At 56.5% G+C, this 19,978-nt stretch carries 13 protein-coding genes, 2 tRNA genes and 3 rRNA genes; 1 reads left to right on the top strand and 17 read right to left on the bottom strand.

Annotated features, from left to right (window positions below):
• Positions 1-112: 112 nt before the first annotated feature.
• From AB9L16_RS21680 to AB9L16_RS21745, 14 genes are all read right to left on the bottom strand, one after another.
• A complete protein-coding gene (locus tag AB9L16_RS21680; RefSeq protein WP_375122693.1) occupies positions 113-2,416 on the bottom strand; it encodes an intermembrane transport protein PqiB in 2,304 nt (767 codons plus the stop codon).
• Positions 2,409-3,032 (bottom strand): paraquat-inducible protein A, encoded by a 624-nt coding sequence (locus AB9L16_RS21685; RefSeq protein WP_056790346.1) that lies wholly within the window; start codon positions 3,030-3,032, stop codon positions 2,409-2,411. Before AB9L16_RS21685 ends, AB9L16_RS21680 begins: the two co-directional genes overlap by 8 nt.
• A complete protein-coding gene (locus AB9L16_RS21690; protein WP_056790348.1) occupies positions 3,019-3,678 on the bottom strand; it encodes a paraquat-inducible protein A in 660 nt (219 codons plus the stop codon). The genes AB9L16_RS21685 and AB9L16_RS21690 overlap by 14 nt, the downstream gene beginning before the upstream one ends.
• 146 nt (positions 3,679-3,824) lie before the next feature.
• A 5S ribosomal RNA gene (rrf, locus tag AB9L16_RS21695) occupies positions 3,825-3,940 on the bottom strand.
• Between the two features lie 154 nt (positions 3,941-4,094).
• Positions 4,095-6,988, bottom strand: a 23S ribosomal RNA gene (locus tag AB9L16_RS21700).
• 238 nt (positions 6,989-7,226) lie between these two features.
• Positions 7,227-7,302 (bottom strand) — tRNA-Ala (locus tag AB9L16_RS21705).
• A gap of 10 nt (positions 7,303-7,312) precedes the next feature.
• Positions 7,313-7,389: transfer RNA gene (locus AB9L16_RS21710), tRNA-Ile, on the bottom strand.
• 123 nt (positions 7,390-7,512) lie between these two features.
• Positions 7,513-9,049 (bottom strand): 16S ribosomal RNA (locus AB9L16_RS21715).
• The 16S, 23S and 5S rRNA genes sit together here with 2 tRNA genes alongside, the layout of an rRNA operon.
• Positions 9,050-9,589: 540 nt before the next feature.
• Entirely contained in the window at positions 9,590-10,213 is a 624-nt protein-coding gene (msrQ, locus tag AB9L16_RS21720) for a protein-methionine-sulfoxide reductase heme-binding subunit MsrQ (protein ID WP_095181813.1), read from the bottom strand.
• On the bottom strand, positions 10,213-11,226 hold the full coding sequence (gene msrP / locus AB9L16_RS21725; protein WP_056790377.1) for a protein-methionine-sulfoxide reductase catalytic subunit MsrP: 1,014 nt from the start codon (positions 11,224-11,226) through the stop codon (positions 10,213-10,215). The genes msrQ and msrP overlap by 1 nt, the downstream gene beginning before the upstream one ends.
• 63 nt (positions 11,227-11,289) lie before the next feature.
• Positions 11,290-12,147: a CDP-diacylglycerol--serine O-phosphatidyltransferase gene (gene pssA / locus AB9L16_RS21730; RefSeq protein ID WP_016773182.1), complete on the bottom strand. Its 858-nt coding sequence runs from the start codon at positions 12,145-12,147 to the stop codon at positions 11,290-11,292.
• Between the two features lie 148 nt (positions 12,148-12,295).
• A complete protein-coding gene (ilvC, locus tag AB9L16_RS21735) occupies positions 12,296-13,312 on the bottom strand; it encodes a ketol-acid reductoisomerase (RefSeq protein ID WP_003228216.1) in 1,017 nt (338 codons plus the stop codon).
• 46 nt (positions 13,313-13,358) lie between these two features.
• The gene (ilvN, locus tag AB9L16_RS21740) at positions 13,359-13,850 is read right to left on the bottom strand and encodes an acetolactate synthase small subunit (protein ID WP_003176102.1); all 492 of its coding nucleotides are present in this window, start codon (positions 13,848-13,850) and stop codon (positions 13,359-13,361) included.
• A 2-nt stretch (positions 13,851-13,852) separates the two neighbouring features.
• Positions 13,853-15,577 carry an acetolactate synthase 3 large subunit gene (locus tag AB9L16_RS21745; RefSeq protein WP_039761986.1) on the bottom strand — a complete coding sequence of 575 codons (1,725 nt, stop codon included), beginning with the start codon at positions 15,575-15,577 and terminating at the stop codon, positions 13,853-13,855.
• Positions 15,578-15,976: 399 nt separating this feature from the next.
• Between AB9L16_RS21745 and AB9L16_RS21750 the strand changes: the two genes are divergently transcribed.
• Positions 15,977-16,393, top strand: coding sequence for a DUF4124 domain-containing protein (locus AB9L16_RS21750; protein WP_150638534.1), 417 nt, complete (start codon positions 15,977-15,979; stop codon positions 16,391-16,393).
• 115 nt (positions 16,394-16,508) lie between these two features.
• Here AB9L16_RS21750 and AB9L16_RS21755 read toward each other — a convergent pair whose 3' ends face one another.
• The 3 genes from AB9L16_RS21755 to mrcB are packed head-to-tail and all read right to left on the bottom strand — an operon-like array spanning position 16,509 to position 19,934.
• Complete coding sequence (locus tag AB9L16_RS21755) at positions 16,509-16,844, bottom strand: YqcC family protein (RefSeq protein WP_150742225.1); 336 nt, start codon at positions 16,842-16,844, stop codon at positions 16,509-16,511.
• Positions 16,844-17,593, bottom strand: a complete 750-nt coding sequence (locus tag AB9L16_RS21760; RefSeq protein ID WP_041477844.1) for a M48 family metallopeptidase — start codon at positions 17,591-17,593, stop codon at positions 16,844-16,846. The genes AB9L16_RS21755 and AB9L16_RS21760 overlap by 1 nt, the downstream gene beginning before the upstream one ends.
• Positions 17,594-17,609: 16 nt before the next feature.
• Positions 17,610-19,934, bottom strand: a complete 2,325-nt coding sequence (mrcB, locus tag AB9L16_RS21765) for a penicillin-binding protein 1B (RefSeq protein WP_095181816.1) — start codon at positions 19,932-19,934, stop codon at positions 17,610-17,612.
• Between the last annotated feature and the right edge of the window lie 44 nt (positions 19,935-19,978).

A 19,978-nucleotide genomic window follows, 5' to 3' on the forward strand; every position in this document is an offset into this window, starting at 1 on the left:
TGGATTTTGTGTTGATGTGGCTGGCCCCTTCGCGAGCAGGCTCGCTCCCACAATTGGAATGCGTTCCCCTGTGGGAGCGAGCCTGCTCGCGAAGGCTATTCAATAGGCGCCACTACTTACCCAGCTGAATCTTCGGCGCCCAGGTCAGCCATTCATCCTCGAACTTGTCGAACAACGGGAACGTCTGCTCGGCCCGCGCCGGATTGCCCATGCGCTCGCCATCCGGTGTGGCGAAGGCAATGCCACCCTGAATCAGCGTCTCCAGCGATTCGGTGCGCACCGTCACGCCTTTGAACAAGCCGTAATCGAAGCCCACGCCGCTGGTATTCCAGAAACGGCTGCCGCTGCGCACCAGAGGCGCGTACTTCGGCTCGATCAGGATGTGGACCAACACACGGTCAGCTGTCTGGCCCAATTCATAACCGGTCACCTTTCCGACGGTGATCTCACGGTAAGTCACTGGTACGCCGGGCTTCAAGGAACCGCGACGTGCGGCGCTCAACACCAGACTCAGACCCGCTTCCTGCTTGGTGACTTCCGGCGCTTCGGCCAAGGCAACGAAGTTCTTCTGCGGACCGAGATTCTTCGCCGCCGGCTGGACTTCGATGTATTTGCCCGTGACCAGCGTTTCCAGATTCTGCGTCTTGATCAGACCCAGTTCCGGCTTGACCACCCAGAATTGACTGCCGACTCGCGCAATCTTCTCCGGCACTTCGGTGATGCGTGCGGTGAGGATTACCGACTGCATGTCATCGGTCAGATCGACGCTTTCAATCTTGCCTACGTCCAGCCCCTTGAAACGCACTGGCGTACCGCTGCTCAAACCGTCGGCGCGATCGACTTTGATGGTAATGACCGCACCTTTCTTGTTCGCCTCATCGTGATCGGCGAACAGACGGAAGCGCGGGATACGTTTCTTCAACGGCGCATTGGCTTGCGGCGTTTCGAACGCGATACCGCCGGCCATCAGCGTTTGCAAAGATTCACTCTTGACCTGAATGCCGCCGGTCAAGCCACCCGTGAGGGTAATGCCGCTGACGTTCCAGAAGCGCGTCGAGGCGTTGACCAGGTTTTCGTATTCCTTCTCGATGTGCACGCCGATGACCAGCTGCTTCTTGGTTCGGGAGAACTGGTAGCTCTGCACCGAACCGACCTTGACCTGCTTGTACAGAATCGGACTGCCGACATCGATCGAGCCCAGCGAATCGGTAAACAACACCAGATGCAGGCCTGGCGAACGCAGGTCCAGCGGTGGTGCTTTCGGTCGCGCCTCGAATTCGCGTTTCGGCGCAGCGCCTTTGTCGCCCGGACGCACGGCGATGTAGTTACCTTTCACCAGCGCTTCCAGGCCGGTAATACCGGCAAGGGATATCGACGGTTTGACCACCCAGAACTGCGTGCCCTCAACCAGATAGTCTTCGGCCAACGGATCCAGAGTCAGCTCGGCTGTGGCGCTGTTCAGGTCCGGATCGACCTTTAGCGCTTTCAGGTTGCCGACCTGAATGCCTTTGTACATCACCGGCGTGCGACCGGCTTGCAGGCCCTCGAAATCGCTGAGTTTGACCTTCACGCGAATGCCGGCAGCGGCAGCGTCGAAGTCTTCATAGAGACGGAATGGCAGGCTCGGATCGGTCGCCGGACTGTCCTTGCGATTCTCCGGCGTCGCGAACGCGATACCACCGGCGACGATGCTGGCCAGGGATTCGCTGCGCACTTTCACGCCGGAAAGGTTAGCGTCGATGCTGATGCCGCTGGCGTTCCAGAAACGAGTATGTTTGCGCACCAGTTTGGCGTAGGTCGGCTCAATGAACACCTTAAGTTCAACGGTGCTCTGATCCTCGGACAGCACGTAGCTTTTGACCTGACCGACCTTGATCTGTTTGTAGAACACCGGGCTGCCGCGATTCAACGAGCCGAGGCGATCGGCCTTGATGGTCAGGTGCAGACCGGGCTTGGCGTCGGACAGCGGCGGCTCTTCGGCCAAAGCCTTAAACTTGCGAACCGGCTCGCCTTCACCGGGACTGATGGCGACATAGTTACCCGAGACCAATGTCTCCAGACCAGTGATACCGGCCAGGGTCACGCTCGGTTTGACCAGCCAGAACCGCGTGCTGGTCTTCAGGTACTGCTCAACGTCCTTGTTCATTTCGATGGTGGCGATCACCCCTTTCGAGTTGCCCTCATCGTCGAGCTTGAGCGTCTTGACCTTGCCGACCGGCATGCCTTTGTAGACCACTTCAGTCTTGTTGGCCTGGATGCCTTCGCCGCTTTCAAAGCGCACCTGAATCTCGATACCGGTCTCGGAATAAGCACGCCAGCCGAGCCAGCCGCCGATGATCAGCGCGATCAGAGGCAGCACCCAAATGGCCGACCAGTTCGAAGCCGGTCGGGTTTTCGCTACAGGCAAATCAGTCATGGTCGTCGTCCGACTCCGTGTTATCCCAAATCAGTCGGGGATCGAAAGTAACTGCGGCGAGCATCGTCAGAATCACCACAGAGGCGAAGGCGACGGCGCCCAGATTGGCTTCGACACTGGCTATCCGGCCGAAGTTGACGACCGCCACGAGAATGGCGATCACAAAAATATCGAGCATCGACCAGCGGCCGATGAACTCGATGAATCGATACATCCAGATGCGCTGACGGGCCGACAATGGCTGCCGGCGCTGCACGGAAAACAGCAACAATGCGATGCCGACCAGTTTGAACGTGGGCACCAGAATGCTGGCGATGAACACCACGGTGGCGATCGGGATCATGCCGTGCTGAACCAGTTCAATCACCCCAGACATGATAGTGCTCGGTTCACCCTGGCCCAGAGAACTGACCGTCATGATCGGCAAGACATTCGCCGGAACATAGATAATGGCTGCCGTGATCAACAGCGCCCAGGTGCGGGTCAGGCTGTTGGGGCGGCGAGCGTGAACCTGCGCGCCGCAGCGGGTACAGCTCTGCTCATCGACGTCAGCTTCCTGCTTGTTCAGTTCGTGGCATTCGGTGCACACCAGAATGCCCGCATCAATCGCCCGCATGGGCATCCTCTCCTGATAATGCCTGCCAGATCTGATGCGGTGACATCACCACCTCCAGCCAGACTTGCACCAATAACAAGCCAATGAAACATGCCAGTCCGAGGCCGACGGTGATTGCTGCCATATCCGCCAGCTTCACGATCGCGACGAGGACGCCCATGAGGTAGACCTCGAGCATGCCCCAGTCCCTAAGGTGGTGGTAAATACGATAGAGCAGCAAACCGTAGCTTCGGCCGACATCGAAACGAATCGTCAGTAACACAAACAGCTGGCACAACAACTTGAGTAACGGTATGGCCATGCTGCAAAGGAAGACGACGATCGACACACCTTGCATGTCGGTGCTGAACAGGCCGACTACGCCACTCCAGACCGTATCCTGCGAGGATTGCCCGAGGATATTGAGTTGCATGATGGGTAAAAAGTTTGCCGGCACGTAAAGTAATAACGCGGCAATCACCAGGGCGAGGCTGCGCTGCACCACGTTATGGCGATGGGCGTACAACTCATAACCACAACGCGGGCAGAGTGCTTTCTCACCATGGGCAAGTGTCGGCTTGCGCATCAGCAGGTCGCACTCGTGGCAGGCTATCAAGTCTTCCAGCGGTAAATCTGACAGCCCGGGGGCGTCAACCGATTCTGACATACAGGCTCTGGCTCCGATAAAGATGGGGCTATTCTAGTGTTCTGCTTCGAAAATAACTGTGCAATTTTGTTCGCCATAGCGCTGAAACTTTCTCGCAGGCAAAACAAAACCCCAACTGCTTTCGCAATTGGGGTTTCGGAATTTAATCTTGACGATGACCTACTCTCACATGGGGAAACCCCACACTACCATCGGCGATGCATCGTTTCACTGCTGAGTTCGGGATGGGATCAGGTGGTTCCAACGCTCTATGGTCGTCAAGAAATTCGGGTACTGACTCGGGACCGGATGGCCTCGCTTCAGCAAATTGGGTATGTGACAGCTAGGTGTTTGTGCGTTTCGAACTTTCGGTTCGTTTCGTCTTCACACACCGCAATCTGGTGCCTTTTCAGGTCAGCAAATTGCTTGGGTGTTATATGGTCAAGCCTCACGGGCAATTAGTATTGGTTAGCTCAACGCCTCACAGCGCTTACACACCCAACCTATCAACGTCGTAGTCTTCGACGGCCCTTCAGGGAACTCAAGGTTCCAGTGAGATCTCATCTTGAGGCAAGTTTCCCGCTTAGATGCTTTCAGCGGTTATCTTTCCCGAACATAGCTACCCGGCAATGCCACTGGCGTGACAACCGGAACACCAGAGGTTCGTCCACTCCGGTCCTCTCGTACTAGGAGCAGCCCCTCTCAAATCTCAAACGTCCACGGCAGATAGGGACCGAACTGTCTCACGACGTTCTAAACCCAGCTCGCGTACCACTTTAAATGGCGAACAGCCATACCCTTGGGACCGGCTTCAGCCCCAGGATGTGATGAGCCGACATCGAGGTGCCAAACACCGCCGTCGATATGAACTCTTGGGCGGTATCAGCCTGTTATCCCCGGAGTACCTTTTATCCGTTGAGCGATGGCCCTTCCATACAGAACCACCGGATCACTAAGACCTACTTTCGTACCTGCTCGACGTGTCTGTCTCGCAGTCAAGCGCGCTTTTGCCTTTATACTCTACGACCGATTTCCGACCGGTCTGAGCGCACCTTCGTACTCCTCCGTTACTCTTTAGGAGGAGACCGCCCCAGTCAAACTACCCACCATACACTGTCCTCGATCCGGATAACGGACCTGAGTTAGAACCTCAAAGTTGCCAGGGTGGTATTTCAAGGATGGCTCCACGCGAACTGGCGTCCACGCTTCAAAGCCTCCCACCTATCCTACACAAGCAAATTCAAAGTCCAGTGCAAAGCTATAGTAAAGGTTCACGGGGTCTTTCCGTCTAGCCGCGGATACACTGCATCTTCACAGCGATTTCAATTTCACTGAGTCTCGGGTGGAGACAGCGCCGCCATCGTTACGCCATTCGTGCAGGTCGGAACTTACCCGACAAGGAATTTCGCTACCTTAGGACCGTTATAGTTACGGCCGCCGTTTACCGGGGCTTCGATCAAGAGCTTCGCGTTAGCTAACCCCATCAATTAACCTTCCGGCACCGGGCAGGCGTCACACCCTATACGTCCACTTTCGTGTTTGCAGAGTGCTGTGTTTTTAATAAACAGTCGCAGCGGCCTGGTATCTTCGACCGGCATGAGCTTACGGAGCAAGTCCTTCACCCTCACCGGCGCACCTTCTCCCGAAGTTACGGTGCCATTTTGCCTAGTTCCTTCACCCGAGTTCTCTCAAGCGCCTTGGTATTCTCTACCCAACCACCTGTGTCGGTTTGGGGTACGGTTCCTGGTTACCTGAAGCTTAGAAGCTTTTCTTGGAAGCATGGCATCAACCACTTCGTCACCCAAAGGGTAACTCGTCATCAGCTCTCGGCCTTAAGATCCCGGATTTACCTAAGATCTCAGCCTACCACCTTAAACTTGGACAACCAACGCCAAGCTGGCCTAGCCTTCTCCGTCCCTCCATCGCAATAACCAGAAGTACAGGAATATTAACCTGTTTTCCATCGACTACGCTTTTCAGCCTCGCCTTAGGGACCGACTAACCCTGCGTCGATTAACGTTGCGCAGGAAACCTTGGTCTTTCGGCGTGGGTGTTTTTCACACCCATTGTCGTTACTCATGTCAGCATTCGCACTTCTGATACCTCCAGCAAGCTTCTCAACTCACCTTCACAGGCTTACAGAACGCTCCTCTACCGCATCACCCGAAGGTGATACCCGTAGCTTCGGTGTATGGTTTGAGCCCCGTTACATCTTCCGCGCAGGCCGACTCGACTAGTGAGCTATTACGCTTTCTTTAAAGGGTGGCTGCTTCTAAGCCAACCTCCTAGCTGTCTAAGCCTTCCCACATCGTTTCCCACTTAACCATAACTTTGGGACCTTAGCTGACGGTCTGGGTTGTTTCCCTTTTCACGACGGACGTTAGCACCCGCCGTGTGTCTCCCATGCTCGGCACTTGTAGGTATTCGGAGTTTGCATCGGTTTGGTAAGTCGGGATGACCCCCTAGCCGAAACAGTGCTCTACCCCCTACAGTGATACATGAGGCGCTACCTAAATAGCTTTCGAGGAGAACCAGCTATCTCCGAGCTTGATTAGCCTTTCACTCCGATCCACAGGTCATCCGCTAACTTTTCAACGGTAGTCGGTTCGGTCCTCCAGTCAGTGTTACCTAACCTTCAACCTGCCCATGGATAGATCGCCCGGTTTCGGGTCTATTCCCAGCGACTAGACGCCCTATTAAGACTCGCTTTCGCTACGCCTCCCCTATTCGGTTAAGCTCGCCACTGAAAATAAGTCGCTGACCCATTATACAAAAGGTACGCAGTCACAGAACAAAGTCTGCTCCCACTGCTTGTACGCATACGGTTTCAGGATCTATTTCACTCCCCTCTCCGGGGTTCTTTTCGCCTTTCCCTCACGGTACTAGTTCACTATCGGTCAGTCAGTAGTATTTAGCCTTGGAGGATGGTCCCCCCATATTCAGACAAAGTTTCTCGTGCTCCGTCCTACTCGATTTCATGACTAAGAGATTTTCGCGTACAGGGCTATCACCCACTATGGCCGCACTTTCCAGAGCGTTCCGCTAATCTCAAAGCCACTTAAGGGCTAGTCCCCGTTCGCTCGCCACTACTAAGGGAATCTCGGTTGATTTCTTTTCCTCAGGGTACTTAGATGTTTCAGTTCCCCTGGTTCGCCTCTTGCACCTATGTATTCAGTACAAGATAACCATCTTATGATGGCTGGGTTCCCCCATTCAGACATCTCCGGATCAAAGTCTGTTTGCCGACTCCCCGAAGCTTTTCGCAGGCTACCACGTCTTTCATCGCCTCTGACTGCCAAGGCATCCACCGTATGCGCTTCTTCACTTGACCATATAACCCCAAGCAATCTGGTTATACTGTGAAGACGACATTCGCCGAAAATTCGAATTTCTCAATTAAGAGAACTCACAAATTTTACCTTAGCCTGATCCGTTACCAGTGAAAGTAACGTTCAGTCTATCTTTCTATCACATACCCAAATTTTTAAAGAACGATCTAATCAAAAGACTAGAAATCAATATTCAGCTCGAATATTCATTTCTAAACTCTCAAACTTCGAAGCAGTTTATGGTGGAGCCAAGCGGGATCGAACCGCTGACCTCCTGCGTGCAAGGCAGGCGCTCTCCCAGCTGAGCTATGGCCCCATAACAAAATTGGTGGGTCTGGGCAGATTCGAACTGCCGACCTCACCCTTATCAGGGGTGCGCTCTAACCAACTGAGCTACAGACCCAATTTCGAGCTTGTAACTGTTAGCTCAGAGCTATCAGCTTGGAGCTTAAAGCTGCTTCTATCGTCTTCTTCAATGAATCAAGCAATTCGTGTGGGAGCTCATGCAGCAGCTGATGTCGTCGATTAAGGAGGTGATCCAGCCGCAGGTTCCCCTACGGCTACCTTGTTACGACTTCACCCCAGTCATGAATCACACCGTGGTAACCGTCCTCCCGAAGGTTAGACTAGCTACTTCTGGTGCAACCCACTCCCATGGTGTGACGGGCGGTGTGTACAAGGCCCGGGAACGTATTCACCGCGACATTCTGATTCGCGATTACTAGCGATTCCGACTTCACGCAGTCGAGTTGCAGACTGCGATCCGGACTACGATCGGTTTTATGGGATTAGCTCCACCTCGCGGCTTGGCAACCCTTTGTACCGACCATTGTAGCACGTGTGTAGCCCAGGCCGTAAGGGCCATGATGACTTGACGTCATCCCCACCTTCCTCCGGTTTGTCACCGGCAGTCTCCTTAGAGTGCCCACCATTACGTGCTGGTAACTAAGGACAAGGGTTGCGCTCGTTACGGGACTTAACCCAACATCTCACGACACGAGCTGACGACAGCCATGCAGCACCTGTCTCAATGCTCCCGAAGGCACCAATCCATCTCTGGAAAGTTCATTGGATGTCAAGGCCTGGTAAGGTTCTTCGCGTTGCTTCGAATTAAACCACATGCTCCACCGCTTGTGCGGGCCCCCGTCAATTCATTTGAGTTTTAACCTTGCGGCCGTACTCCCCAGGCGGTCAACTTAATGCGTTAGCTGCGCCACTAAGAGCTCAAGGCTCCCAACGGCTAGTTGACATCGTTTACGGCGTGGACTACCAGGGTATCTAATCCTGTTTGCTCCCCACGCTTTCGCACCTCAGTGTCAGTATCAGTCCAGGTGGTCGCCTTCGCCACTGGTGTTCCTTCCTATATCTACGCATTTCACCGCTACACAGGAAATTCCACCACCCTCTACCATACTCTAGCTTGCCAGTTTTGGATGCAGTTCCCAGGTTGAGCCCGGGGATTTCACATCCAACTTAACAAACCACCTACGCGCGCTTTACGCCCAGTAATTCCGATTAACGCTTGCACCCTCTGTATTACCGCGGCTGCTGGCACAGAGTTAGCCGGTGCTTATTCTGTCGGTAACGTCAAAATTGCAGAGTATTAATCTACAACCCTTCCTCCCAACTTAAAGTGCTTTACAATCCGAAGACCTTCTTCACACACGCGGCATGGCTGGATCAGGCTTTCGCCCATTGTCCAATATTCCCCACTGCTGCCTCCCGTAGGAGTCTGGACCGTGTCTCAGTTCCAGTGTGACTGATCATCCTCTCAGACCAGTTACGGATCGTCGCCTTGGTGAGCCATTACCTCACCAACTAGCTAATCCGACCTAGGCTCATCTGATAGCGCAAGGCCCGAAGGTCCCCTGCTTTCTCCCGTAGGACGTATGCGGTATTAGCGTTCCTTTCGAAACGTTGTCCCCCACTACCAGGCAGATTCCTAGGCATTACTCACCCGTCCGCCGCTGAATCCAGGAGCAAGCTCCTCTCATCCGCTCGACTTGCATGTGTTAGGCCTGCCGCCAGCGTTCAATCTGAGCCATGATCAAACTCTTCAGTTCAAACATCTTTGGGTTTTTAAGAAACCCTAAACTTGGCTCAGCAATCGTTGGTTACATCTTTGATTTCTCGCGGAGTAACTTGTGATGCTGATAATCTTGTTGACTATCAGTCTGACTGCACAAGCACCCACACGAATTGCTTGATTCAGTTGTTAAAGAGCGTTTGGTTAAGATCTTTCGTCTCAACCGAGGCGCGCATTCTACAGCAGCCTCATTTGCTGTCAAGTGATTATTTTCAGAAGTTTTCGAAGAATTCTTCAACAACTTCAACCACTTGCGCTTCCGATCTCTCGTTAGCGGGAGGCGAATTCTACAGCGTTAATCGCTGCTGTCAACACCTCTTTTTTTCCGCTTTCGACCGAGAAGATCGAACCGTTAAAAGAACTACACATCACTGCCCTTTCAACTCCTTCCAGGCTTCGATGACCTGAAGCAAGCCGCTGTCGAAAACCGCATAACTCTTTGAATCTAAAGGAGTTTTCCGTTTCGACTGCGCCGGAAGTGGGCGAATTATAGACCTCTGGAATCTGCCGTCAACCGTTAATTTCGCTTTTCTTGCAGATTCTGCTTTTTAGCCATTAAACGCGGGATTCGCCTCATCACCGGCGGCACACGAAGCAGCAAGAGCACAGCGCCTATAAAGGCATAAATCGCCCACTCCTCTAGATCGGCCCGCACGATCCAGAGCATATGCAGCAAACCCAGCCCAAGTATCACGTAAACCAAGCGATGCAGCTTCTTCCAGCGAGCACCCAAACGACGCTGACTATAACGATTCGACGTCACTGCCAGTATCAGCAATCCGAGAAAGCCGAGTGCACCGACAATGATGTAAGGCCGCTTACGTAGCTCAACGCCCAACTGTGACCAGTCAAACCCGAGGATAAACGCCATATAGCTGAACAGATGTAGCGCTACATAAGCAAAACACCAAAGCCCTAACTGCCGGCGCACTGCAATCCACCCCGCCCAGCCGCTCAGCTTTTGCAACGGCGTCATGCTCAACGTAATCAACAGCAACACCAGCGTGCCAAGCCCGAGACGATCAACCAGCACCTTGCCTGGATCAGGCCCGAGCAGATCGGCGAACGCCTGATAGAACCACAGCAATGGCCAGATCGCTGCCGCAATGAACACGCCCACTCGCCAGAACGGATAACGCATCAGTAGTTCTTCCGCAGATCGAGCCCTGTATATAAAGAAGCGACTTCATCCGAGTAGCCGTTGAACATCTGGGTATCGCGCACATTCGGTTTGAACAGACTGTTCGGCAGGCGCCGCTCGCGCGCCTGGGTCCAGCGCGGATGATCGACCGTAGGGTTCACGTTCGCATAAAAGCCATACTCATCGGCAGCAATGCTTTGCCAAGTGGTCTTCGGCTGCTCGCTGACCAGACTGATGCGCACAATGGATTTCACGCTTTTGAAGCCGTACTTCCACGGCACCACCAGACGCAAAGGCGCGCCGTTCTGGTTCGGCAGTTCGCGTCCATACATGCCCACCGCGAGGATCGCCAAAGGATTCATCGCCTCATCCAGACGCAAACCTTCGACGTACGGCCAGTCGATCAAGGCAAAACCGGAACGCTGGCCGGGCATGCTCTTGGGATCCTGCAGGGTTTCGAAGCGGATGTACTTGGCCTTGGAAGTCGGCTCGACCTGCTTGAGCAAGGCCGAGATGGGAAAGCCGATCCAGGGAATGACCATCGACCACGCCTCGACGCAGCGCAGACGATAAATACGTTCCTCCAGTTGATACGGTTTCATGAAGTCTTCCAGCGCATAACGCCCCGGCTTACCCACCTCCCCGTCAATCACCACGCTCCAGGGTTCGGTTTTCAGGTCGCCAGCGTTCCTCGCGGGATCGCCCTTGCCGGTACCGAATTCATAAAAGTTGTTGTAGTTCGTGGCGTCTTTATAAGGCGTGATCGCCTCGTCCTTGACGTTGACCGCACCCCATTGAGTAGAAGGAAGCTTTTCGGCAAACCAGGCCGGAGCCTTGCCGGATTCAACATCAGAGTAGCGAGGGGTATCAGCGGCATTGGCCCAGCGCGGCAGGCTGCTCACGGCAATACCGGCAGCAGTGGCGCCGAGCAATTGGCGACGGGAGAGATAAATGGCTTCAGGCGTGACATCCGACTCATGGCAGTCGGATGCTTTGGGGATCTTGATCAACATGACAACTCCGCAGCTTTGGAGGACAGGTGCACCCATAGACTGCGGAGTATGCGGGAAATTACATCATTCGGCGTTTTTGTGACGACGAAGACGCAACAGATACTGCACCGGACCGGACGCCGCATAGGCGAGAAACACCAGCAGCAGAATGCGCGGCGGATCACTGAACACGACAGCGAATACCAGCACCACCGCGAGAATCGCCACGAACGGCACGCGACCTTTCAGATCCAGCTCCTTGAAGCTGTTGTACTTGATGTTGCTGACCATCAGCATGCCGGCCGCCGCCACCATCAACGCCACCAGGAACGACATCTTCGAACCCTGAATGCCGTAATCGCTGAACGCCCAGACAATGCCGGCCACAACGCCTGCCGCCGCCGGGCTGGCCAGACCGATGAAGTAACGTTTGTCCGCCGTGCCAACCTGGGTGTTGAACCGCGCCAGACGCAACGCCGCACCCGCTACATAAATGAAAGCGACCATCCAGCCGACCTTACCCATATCGCCCAGCGCCCAGCCGAAGGCCAGCAATGCCGGCGCGACACCGAAGGCGACCATGTCCGACAGCGAGTCATACTCGGCGCCGAAAGCACTTTGCGTATTGGTCATGCGTGCCACGCGACCATCGAGACCGTCGAGCACCATCGCCACGAAAATCGCGATCGCAGCGAAGGCGAAATACTTGCTCGCATTCACCGAGTCGCCGGCGCTCAACGCGGCCTGCGCGCTCATCGAGTTGATGATGGAATAGAAGCCTGCGAACAGGTTGGCAGTGGTGAACAGGTTCGGCAGCAGATAGATACCACGATGCCGGACTTTACGACCTTCAGCGTCGTGCCCTTCTTCGATGTGTTCATCGATGGGCAGCAGGCTTTCGGCGTCGGAAGCCTTGTTCGGCTCTTCGGGACGTTCGCTCATGGACATTACCTTGCAACGGTTTGGAAAAAATTCGACAGAGGCTTGAGGACGACAGTTCGGCCACAAACGATGCAGCTTTATACCAGAAGCACCGGCCCAAACGAAAAAACGCGGCCTAGGCCGCGTTTTTCGTACAAGGGACGACGACTTAGTTTTTGGCTTTGTCGACGATCTTGTTGGCACCGATCCACGGCATCATGGAGCGCAGTTGCTCGCCGATGATTTCGATACCGTGAGCGGCGTTGTTACGACGCTTGGCGGTCATCGAAGGGTAGCCGGTTGCGCCTTCGCTGATGAACATTTTGGCGTATTCGCCGTCCTGAATACGTTTCAGGGCGTTGCGCATGGCCTGACGGGATTCGGCGTTGATCACTTCCGGGCCGGTCACGTATTCGCCGTACTCGGCGTTGTTGGAGATCGAGTAGTTCATGTTGGCGATACCGCCTTCGTACATGAGGTCAACGATCAGCTTCAGTTCGTGCAGGCACTCGAAGTAGGCCATCTCCGGCGCGTAGCCAGCTTCAACCAGGGTTTCGAAACCGGCTTTTACCAGTTCAACGGTACCGCCGCACAGAACGGCTTGTTCGCCGAACAGGTCGGTTTCGGTCTCGTCCTTGAAGGTGGTTTCGATGATGCCGGTACGACCGCCACCGACGCCAGCGGCGTAGGACAGTGCAACGTTTTTGGCGTTGCCCGAGGCGTCCTGGTAGATCGCGATCAGGTCAGGGATACCGCCGCCTTTGACGAACTCGGAACGCACGGTGTGGCCCGGGGCTTTCGGCGCGATCATGATCACGTCGAGGTCAGCACGCGGAACAACCTGGTTGTAGTGAATCGCGAAGCCGTGGGAGAAGGCCAGGGTGGCGCCTTTCTTGATGTTCGGCTCGATTTCGTTCTTGTACAGCGAGGACTGGAACTCGTCCGGGGTCAGGATCATGACCAGGTCGGCAGCGGCAACAGCGGAAGCAACGTCGGTCACTTTCAGGCCGTGAGCTTCGGCTTTGGCAACGGTGGCCGAACCTTTACGCAGACCGACGGTAACGTCGACACCGGAGTCTTTCAGGTTGCACGCTTGAGCGTGGCCCTGGGAGCCGTAACCGATGATGGCAACTTTCTTGCCCTGGATGATCGACAGGTCGCAGTCTTTATCGTAGAAAACTTTCATGAATTTCCCCTTATATCCGGCCGTTCAGGCCATGCGCTAATTTGGTTTAGATGCTGAGAACTTTGTCGCCGCGAGCAATGCCGGTCACGCCGCTACGGACGGTTTCCAGAATCGATGCGGTGCCGATGGACTGAATGAAGCTGTCGAGCTTGTCGCTGGTACCGGTCAACTGAACGGTATACACGCTGGCGCTGACATCGACGATCTGCCCACGGTAGATATCGGTAGTGCGTTTGATCTCGGCGCGCTGGGCGCCAGTGGCCTTGACCTTGACCAGCATCAGTTCACGCTCGATGTGAGCGCTTTCCGACAGGTCCACCAGCTTGACCACTTCGATCAGCTTGTTCAGGTTTTTGGTGATCTGCTCGATCACTTCATCGTGGCCCACGGTGGTCAGCGTCAGACGCGACAGGGTCGGGTCTTCGGTCGGCGCCACGGTCAGGCTTTCGATGTTGTAGTTGCGCTGCGAGAACAGGCCGACTACACGAGACAGAGCGCCGGGTTCGTTTTCCAGAAGCAGGGAAATAATGTGCCGCATGATTAAGTACGCTCCGTCTTGCTCAGCCACATATCGCGCATGGAGCCGTCTTTGATCTGCATCGGGTAGACGTGCTCGCTGGTGTCGACCGCAACATCGATGATCACCAGGCGATCCTTCATGGCGAACGCTTCGGCCATCTTCGACTTCAAATCTTTCGATTCGGTGATGCGTACGCCAACGTGGCCGTAGGCTTCAGCCAGCTTGATGAAGTCGGGCAGCGATTCCATGTAGGAGTGCGAGTGACGGCTGCCGTAGCTCATGTCCTGCCACTGGCGAACCATGCCCAGCACACCGTTGTTGAGGATGACGATCTTTACCGGCAAGCCGTATTGCAGGCAGGTCGACAGCTCCTGGATATTCATCTGGATACTGCCTTCGCCGGTGACGCAGGCAACGTCGTCGTCCGGGAAGCTCAGTTTGATGCCCATCGCGGCTGGCAGACCGAAGCCCATCGTGCCCAGACCACCGGAGTTGATCCAGCGGTTCGGCTTGTTGAACGTGTAGTACTGCGCAGCGAACATCTGGTGCTGACCCACGTCGGAGGTCACAAAGGCGTCGCCCTTGGTCACTTCGCAGAGGGTTTCGATCACGGTCTGCGGTTTGATCTTGCTGCCGTCGCCCTTTTCATAAGGGAACAGGCCGCGATCGCCACGCCATTCATCGACCTGCTTCCACCAACTGGCCACGGACTCCTTGTTCGGGGTCTCGCCGATTTCCTTGAGGATCGCGACCATTTCGGTCAGGACGCTCTCGACCGGACCCACGATTGGCACGTCAGCCTTGATGGTCTTGGAGATCGACGCCGGGTCGATGTCGATGTGGATGATCTTGGCGTTCGGGCAGAATTTCGCCGGGCCGTTGATCACCCGATCGTCGAAGCGTGCGCCGACGGCGAGGATCACATCGGCATGGTGCATCGCCAGGTTCGCGGTGTAACTGCCGTGCATGCCGAGCATGCCGATGAACTGACGGTCAGTGCCAGGGAAAGCGCCCAGGCCCATCAAGGTGTTGGTCACCGGCAGGTTGAGCATTTTCGCCAGCTCGGTCAGTTGCGCGGAGCCATTGCCGAGAATCACGCCGCCGCCGGAGTACAGCACCGGGCGCTTGGCCGCCAACAACATTTCTGCCGCCTTGCGGATCTGCCCGGAGTGACCGCGAACGGCCGGGCTGTAGGAACGCAGCTTGGCTTTCTTCGGGAAAACGTATTCGAATTTCTCGGCCGGATTGGTCATGTCTTTCGGGATGTCGACCACGACCGGGCCCGGACGACCGGACTGCGCCAGGTAGAAGGCCTTCTTCATGACTTCCGGGATTTCCGAAGCGTGCTTGATCATGAAGCTGTGCTTCACGATCGGCCGGGAGATACCGATCATGTCGGTTTCCTGGAACGCGTCGGTGCCGACCATGGTGCTTGGCACCTGACCGGAAATGATCACCATCGGAATCGAGTCCATATAGGCGGTGGCGATACCGGTGATGGCGTTTGTGGCGCCTGGACCGGATGTCACCAATACCACGCCGGCTTTACCGGTGGCACGGGCGTAGCCGTCAGCCATATGGGTCGCCGCTTGTTCGTGACGAACCAGGATGTGGGTCACTTCCGGTTCTTTGAACAGGGCATCGTAAACATGCAGGAGAGCACCACCCGGGTACCCGTAGATATATTTGACGCCTTCGTCACGCAAAAAGCGGACGAGCATCTCACCGCCAGATAAAAGCTCCACGTTGTTCACCTCTAAAACGCCAGAATACCGTCCACAAAAAAGGGGCGGGTCTTAATAGGTTTACTTCTCGGCAGAGCATGAGCGACGGTGGTCGCCGACTACGTCAGCACTGACTGAGCAAGTATTGGGATCGTCCCAAGTGTTGCGGGCCTTTCCCACCCAGCGCGAGGTAACGCGTTGCGGGTGTAACAGGTCGGCGCGGATGTGCGCCTCATGATCTACCGAGTGGGTCTGCTTCTGGCAGTCCCTCTACAGCGGACTTTGGATTCTTCTGTTTCGCCCTCTGCAAGTCAAGTCGTCTGTGGGGTTAATTGTGGGTAAGCACATGAGAACGCAAGAAAAAACCTGAAAAGCGCTACTCTGTTAGCGTCAATTGCGCATTTTTGCCAAGGAATCAGCATGCGAACGCTCCTCCTCACTTTGCTGATCGGTCTCAGCCCATGGTGCTCGGCCGCTCAAATCTACAAATGGGTCGATGCCCAAGGCGTCACACATTTCGATGCACAACCGCCGCAGGGCCAACCGGCGACGACCGTGCAAACGCCCTCCTCACCCGCGCCGAAAGCCGCGCCGCTGCCGGGCGGCGGCGTACTCGGCGATCAGAAAGCCATTGATGCCAAGGTGAAGAAACAGGTCGCCGAGCAGCAGGCGCAGCTCAAGGCCTTTTGCGAACAGGCACGCACGAACCTGGCGCAACTGCAGAACAATCCGCGCTTGCGTGAGGAGGTTGAGGGGGATTTGCGCAGGCTCGACGATACACAGCGTCAGGAACGCATCGTCGAAGCGAAGAAGCAGATTGCCGAGAATTGCTCGTAATCGCTGCGAAGGAGCTGTGTAGGAGCTGCCGAAGGCTGCGATCTTTTGACTTGTTTCAAAGCAAGATCAAAAGATCGCGGCCTCGTTGCACTCGTCAGCTCCTACACAACCGCGCTCAGCGGGAGGCAGTGATCAGCAGGTCAAACTCTTTGAGCAGCACCTGCAACTGCCGATCCTTGCCGCCAAGGTTGCGCTGGGCGAAGACCATTTCCGCCATTTCCTGAATGCCCGAGGCGTTCGGCAAGGGCAGATCCTGTTCGAGGATCATCTTCATGCGCGGCAGGAAGATCCATTGCAGCCATTGCTCGAAGTCCAGCGTGTCGACCGAGAACGGCTCGACACTGCTCAGGGCTTCGACCGACGGCTCAACCTCATCCCACCAGCCCTGGGTGCGCAGCTCGCGTTCAATCAACAACAGCTGATCGGCGATTTTCGGGAAACGCACGTCCATCACAGGGAAACCTTGGCCTTCTGACGGGCCAGCGCGGCGCCGGCGGAATCGCCTTGTTTCTCACGAGATTGAGCGATGATTTCCCACAGGCTGGCTTGCAGATCCGGACGACCGTTGGCCATGGTCAACGCGCGACGGGCAAATTGCTCGGCTTGCGGCGCATCGCCCTGGGCCATGCGCACCTGCGCCAGACGGTAAAGCACTTGTGGCTCACGGGGGGCGACACGTTGCGCCCGCTCCAGGCTGGAAGAAGCACCGTTGAGGTCGCCGCCGGCCTGTTGCTGTTGCGCGGTGGTCAGCAAGGCGAGTACCGGACCGTCCAGTTGCTCATCCGCCGACAGCCCGCCACCGCTGCTGGCCGAAGGAATGCCACTTGGCGTCGACGGCATGCTGTAGCTGCCGGAGTTGATCGGTGCCGACTCAACCGCCGATGGGTTATACGGCCCCGACGTGATACCGCCAGATGCAGGCCCCGGGACGATCGGCGAAGAACTGATCGGTGTTGACACCGCAGCACCGCCGCCCGGCACCATCACCACCACGCCGGTATCGCCTTGCGGAATCGCCTGAGTCTGGCCCTGCGCCGGGCGCTTGACCGTGGTCTGACGGAAACCGCCATTGGCGCCGATGCGTTCGCTATTGGACACGGCCGTACCCGAATCCACTACCGGAATCGAACCACGCTGTACGGTGGAGCAGCCGCTGAGCAAAGCCACGGCGGTCACCGCTGGAATCAACCACTTGTTCACTTGAAACCCTCTTTGCTTAATTCATCCAGCCCTTGACCCAGTCCATCACCGATTCCGGCGAGGCAGGTGTTTCGCTTGCACACGCGGCGCCGGGTGGCGGCTCGCTGCCGCGAATATACGGCATCTGCACCGCGCCGGGGCAGTTGGCATCGGAACCCTGGCCGGTGCGCGAATCGACCCACGCTTGCACGACGTTGTCCGGCTGCGGCATGTCCAGCGGCAGCGGATCGGCCTTGCGCATGAAACTGGTCCAGACCTGCAGCGCACCGGTGGCCCCGGTGAACGGCGTCTTGCCGTTGTCGTCGCGACCCAGCCAGACCACTGCCAGCAGATCCTGACTGAAACCGGCAAACCAGCTGTCGCGCGAATCGTTACTGGTACCGGTCTTGCCCGCCAGTGTCAGGGTCTTGGGCAGCACGTTATAAACCGAACTGCCGGTACCTTCACGCATCACCCGCTGCATGGCGTTCTGGATCAGGTAAATCGAGGCAGGGTCGAAGCGCTGTTCGATCTGGAACGGATAACGCTTGAGCGGCTCGCCCTCGGCGGTCAGCACGCTGCGAATGCCGCGCATCGGCGTATTGAAACCACCGTTGGCCAGCGTCTGGTACATGGTCGCCACTTCGATCGGCGTCATGCCGCCAGCACCGAGCAGCATCGACGGGAACGCCGGGAATTCACGGGTAACGCCCAGGCGACCTACGGTCTTGAGCACGTTCGGCACGCCGACTTCCAGGCCCAGGCGCGAGGTCGACAGGTTGTAGGAATGCGCCAGGCCCTGATAGAGGAACACCGTACCGTGGGAGCGGCGATCGTAGTTCTGCGGCTTCCACACCTGACCGTTGGCGCCTTTGACTGACAGCGGATCGTCCGACAGCCAACTGGTCAGCGTGTACTGGCTCGGTTTCTCAAGCGCGGTCAGATACACCGCCGGTTTGATCAGCGAGCCGATCGGGCGTACCGCATCGAGTGCGCGGTTGAAACCGGCGTAACTGGCCTGACGGCTGCCGATCATCGCCTGGACTTCGCCGGTTTCCGGGTTGGTCACGACCATCGCCGCTTCGACGTCATCCGAGCCCTTGCGCCCGGCCAGACGCTTGAACGTGTCGTTGACCGAGGCTTCGGCTTTCATCTGCAGAATCGGGTCGAAACTGGTGAAGATGCGCAGGCCTTCTTCGGTCAAGTCTTCGTCGCGGTAGTCTTCGCGCAACTGGCGTTTGACCAAGTCGATAAAGCCCGGGAACGAGCTGTCGGCGAGCTTGCCGCGAGTCGTCACACCGAGCGGCATTTTCTTCGCCGCTTCGACTTGTTCGGGGGTTGCCACGCCTTGCTGCGCCAGCACGTCGAGGACCAGATTGCGCCGCTCCAGCGCGCGTTCCGGGTTGCGGCGCGGGTTGTAGTAGGACGGTCCCTTGACCATGCCGACCAGCATCGCAACCTGATGCAGTTTCAGCTCGGACAATGGCTGGCCGAAGAAGAACTGACTGGCCAGACCAAAACCGTGCACCGCACGCTGGCCGTCCTGACCGACGAAGACTTCGTTGAGGTAGGCCTCAAGAATTTCCTTCTTGTCGTAATGCAGTTCCAGCAGCAACGCCATCATCGCTTCGGTGAGCTTGCGGGTCAGGCTGCGTTCGCTGGTCAGGTAGAAGTTCTTCACCAACTGCTGGGTCAGCGTACTGCCGCCCTGGGTCATCTTGCCGCCGGAGGTGTTGATCCACACGGCGCGGGCGATCGATTTCGGCGACACGCCCCAATGGCTGTAGAAGTCGCGGTCTTCGACGGCGATCAGGGTTTCGAGCAGGTACGGCGGCACCTGATCGAGTTTGATCAGGATGCGGTCTTCGAGATTTTTCGGGTAAATGCCGCCGATCATCAGCGGCTCGAGGCGCACCACCGACAGTTTCGAACCGTTGGTCGAGGACAGTTCGGCGACGTAATCGCCGGAGAAGCGCACACGCACCGGCTGCGGCTTTTCCAGACCTTCATAGAACTGGAAGCCACGAGTGTTCAGGTCAACCGTATTGCCGCTGACGGCGGCGGCGCCGGGGCCATTGCTCACGGCTTCGCGGCGATAGCCGAGGGCATCGAGTTCGGTGAGGAAATCGTCCTTGCTGAGCTTCTGTCCGACGAACAGCTCAAGCGGGCGCGCGTACACCTTGGCCGGGATGGTCCAGCGCTTGCCGGAGAACTTCTCCTGCACCACGGCATCGAGGTAAACGGCAAAGCCGGCCAGCACTACAAGGCCGACCAGGCTGAGTTTAATGGCCCAGCTCAACCATGGGCTGAGGCCCTTGGCTGGTGGTTTTTTCTTGGTACGGGGGGATCGGGATCGAGTCATGGCGGCGGATTATACGCACTTTATCGATCCTCAACAGGCACGCG

It is taken from the genome of Pseudomonas sp. LW8, from assembly GCF_041956865.1.
Taxonomy (GTDB): Bacteria; Pseudomonadota; Gammaproteobacteria; order Pseudomonadales; family Pseudomonadaceae; genus Aquipseudomonas; species Aquipseudomonas siliginis.

Excerpts from the sequence above, each read along its gene's own strand:
- AB9L16_RS21750 (WP_150638534.1), top strand. The coding sequence starts at position 15,977 with ATGCGAACGCTCCTCCTCACTTTGCTGATCGGTCTCAGCCCATGGTGC.
- ilvC (WP_003228216.1), bottom strand. The coding sequence starts at position 13,312 with ATGAAAGTTTTCTACGATAAAGACTGCGACCTGTCGATCATCCAGGGC.
- msrP (WP_056790377.1), bottom strand. The coding sequence starts at position 11,226 with ATGTTGATCAAGATCCCCAAAGCATCCGACTGCCATGAGTCGGATGTC.
- pssA (WP_016773182.1), bottom strand. The coding sequence starts at position 12,147 with ATGAGCGAACGTCCCGAAGAGCCGAACAAGGCTTCCGACGCCGAAAGC.
- AB9L16_RS21685 (WP_056790346.1), bottom strand. The coding sequence starts at position 3,032 with ATGCGGGCGATTGATGCGGGCATTCTGGTGTGCACCGAATGCCACGAA.
- AB9L16_RS21755 (WP_150742225.1), bottom strand. The coding sequence starts at position 16,844 with ATGGACGTGCGTTTCCCGAAAATCGCCGATCAGCTGTTGTTGATTGAA.
- ilvN (WP_003176102.1), bottom strand. The coding sequence starts at position 13,850 with ATGCGGCACATTATTTCCCTGCTTCTGGAAAACGAACCCGGCGCTCTG.
- msrQ (WP_095181813.1), bottom strand. The coding sequence starts at position 10,213 with ATGCGTTATCCGTTCTGGCGAGTGGGCGTGTTCATTGCGGCAGCGATC.
- mrcB (WP_095181816.1), bottom strand. The coding sequence starts at position 19,934 with ATGACTCGATCCCGATCCCCCCGTACCAAGAAAAAACCACCAGCCAAG.
- AB9L16_RS21690 (WP_056790348.1), bottom strand. The coding sequence starts at position 3,678 with ATGTCAGAATCGGTTGACGCCCCCGGGCTGTCAGATTTACCGCTGGAA.
- AB9L16_RS21680 (WP_375122693.1), bottom strand. The coding sequence starts at position 2,416 with ATGACTGATTTGCCTGTAGCGAAAACCCGACCGGCTTCGAACTGGTCG.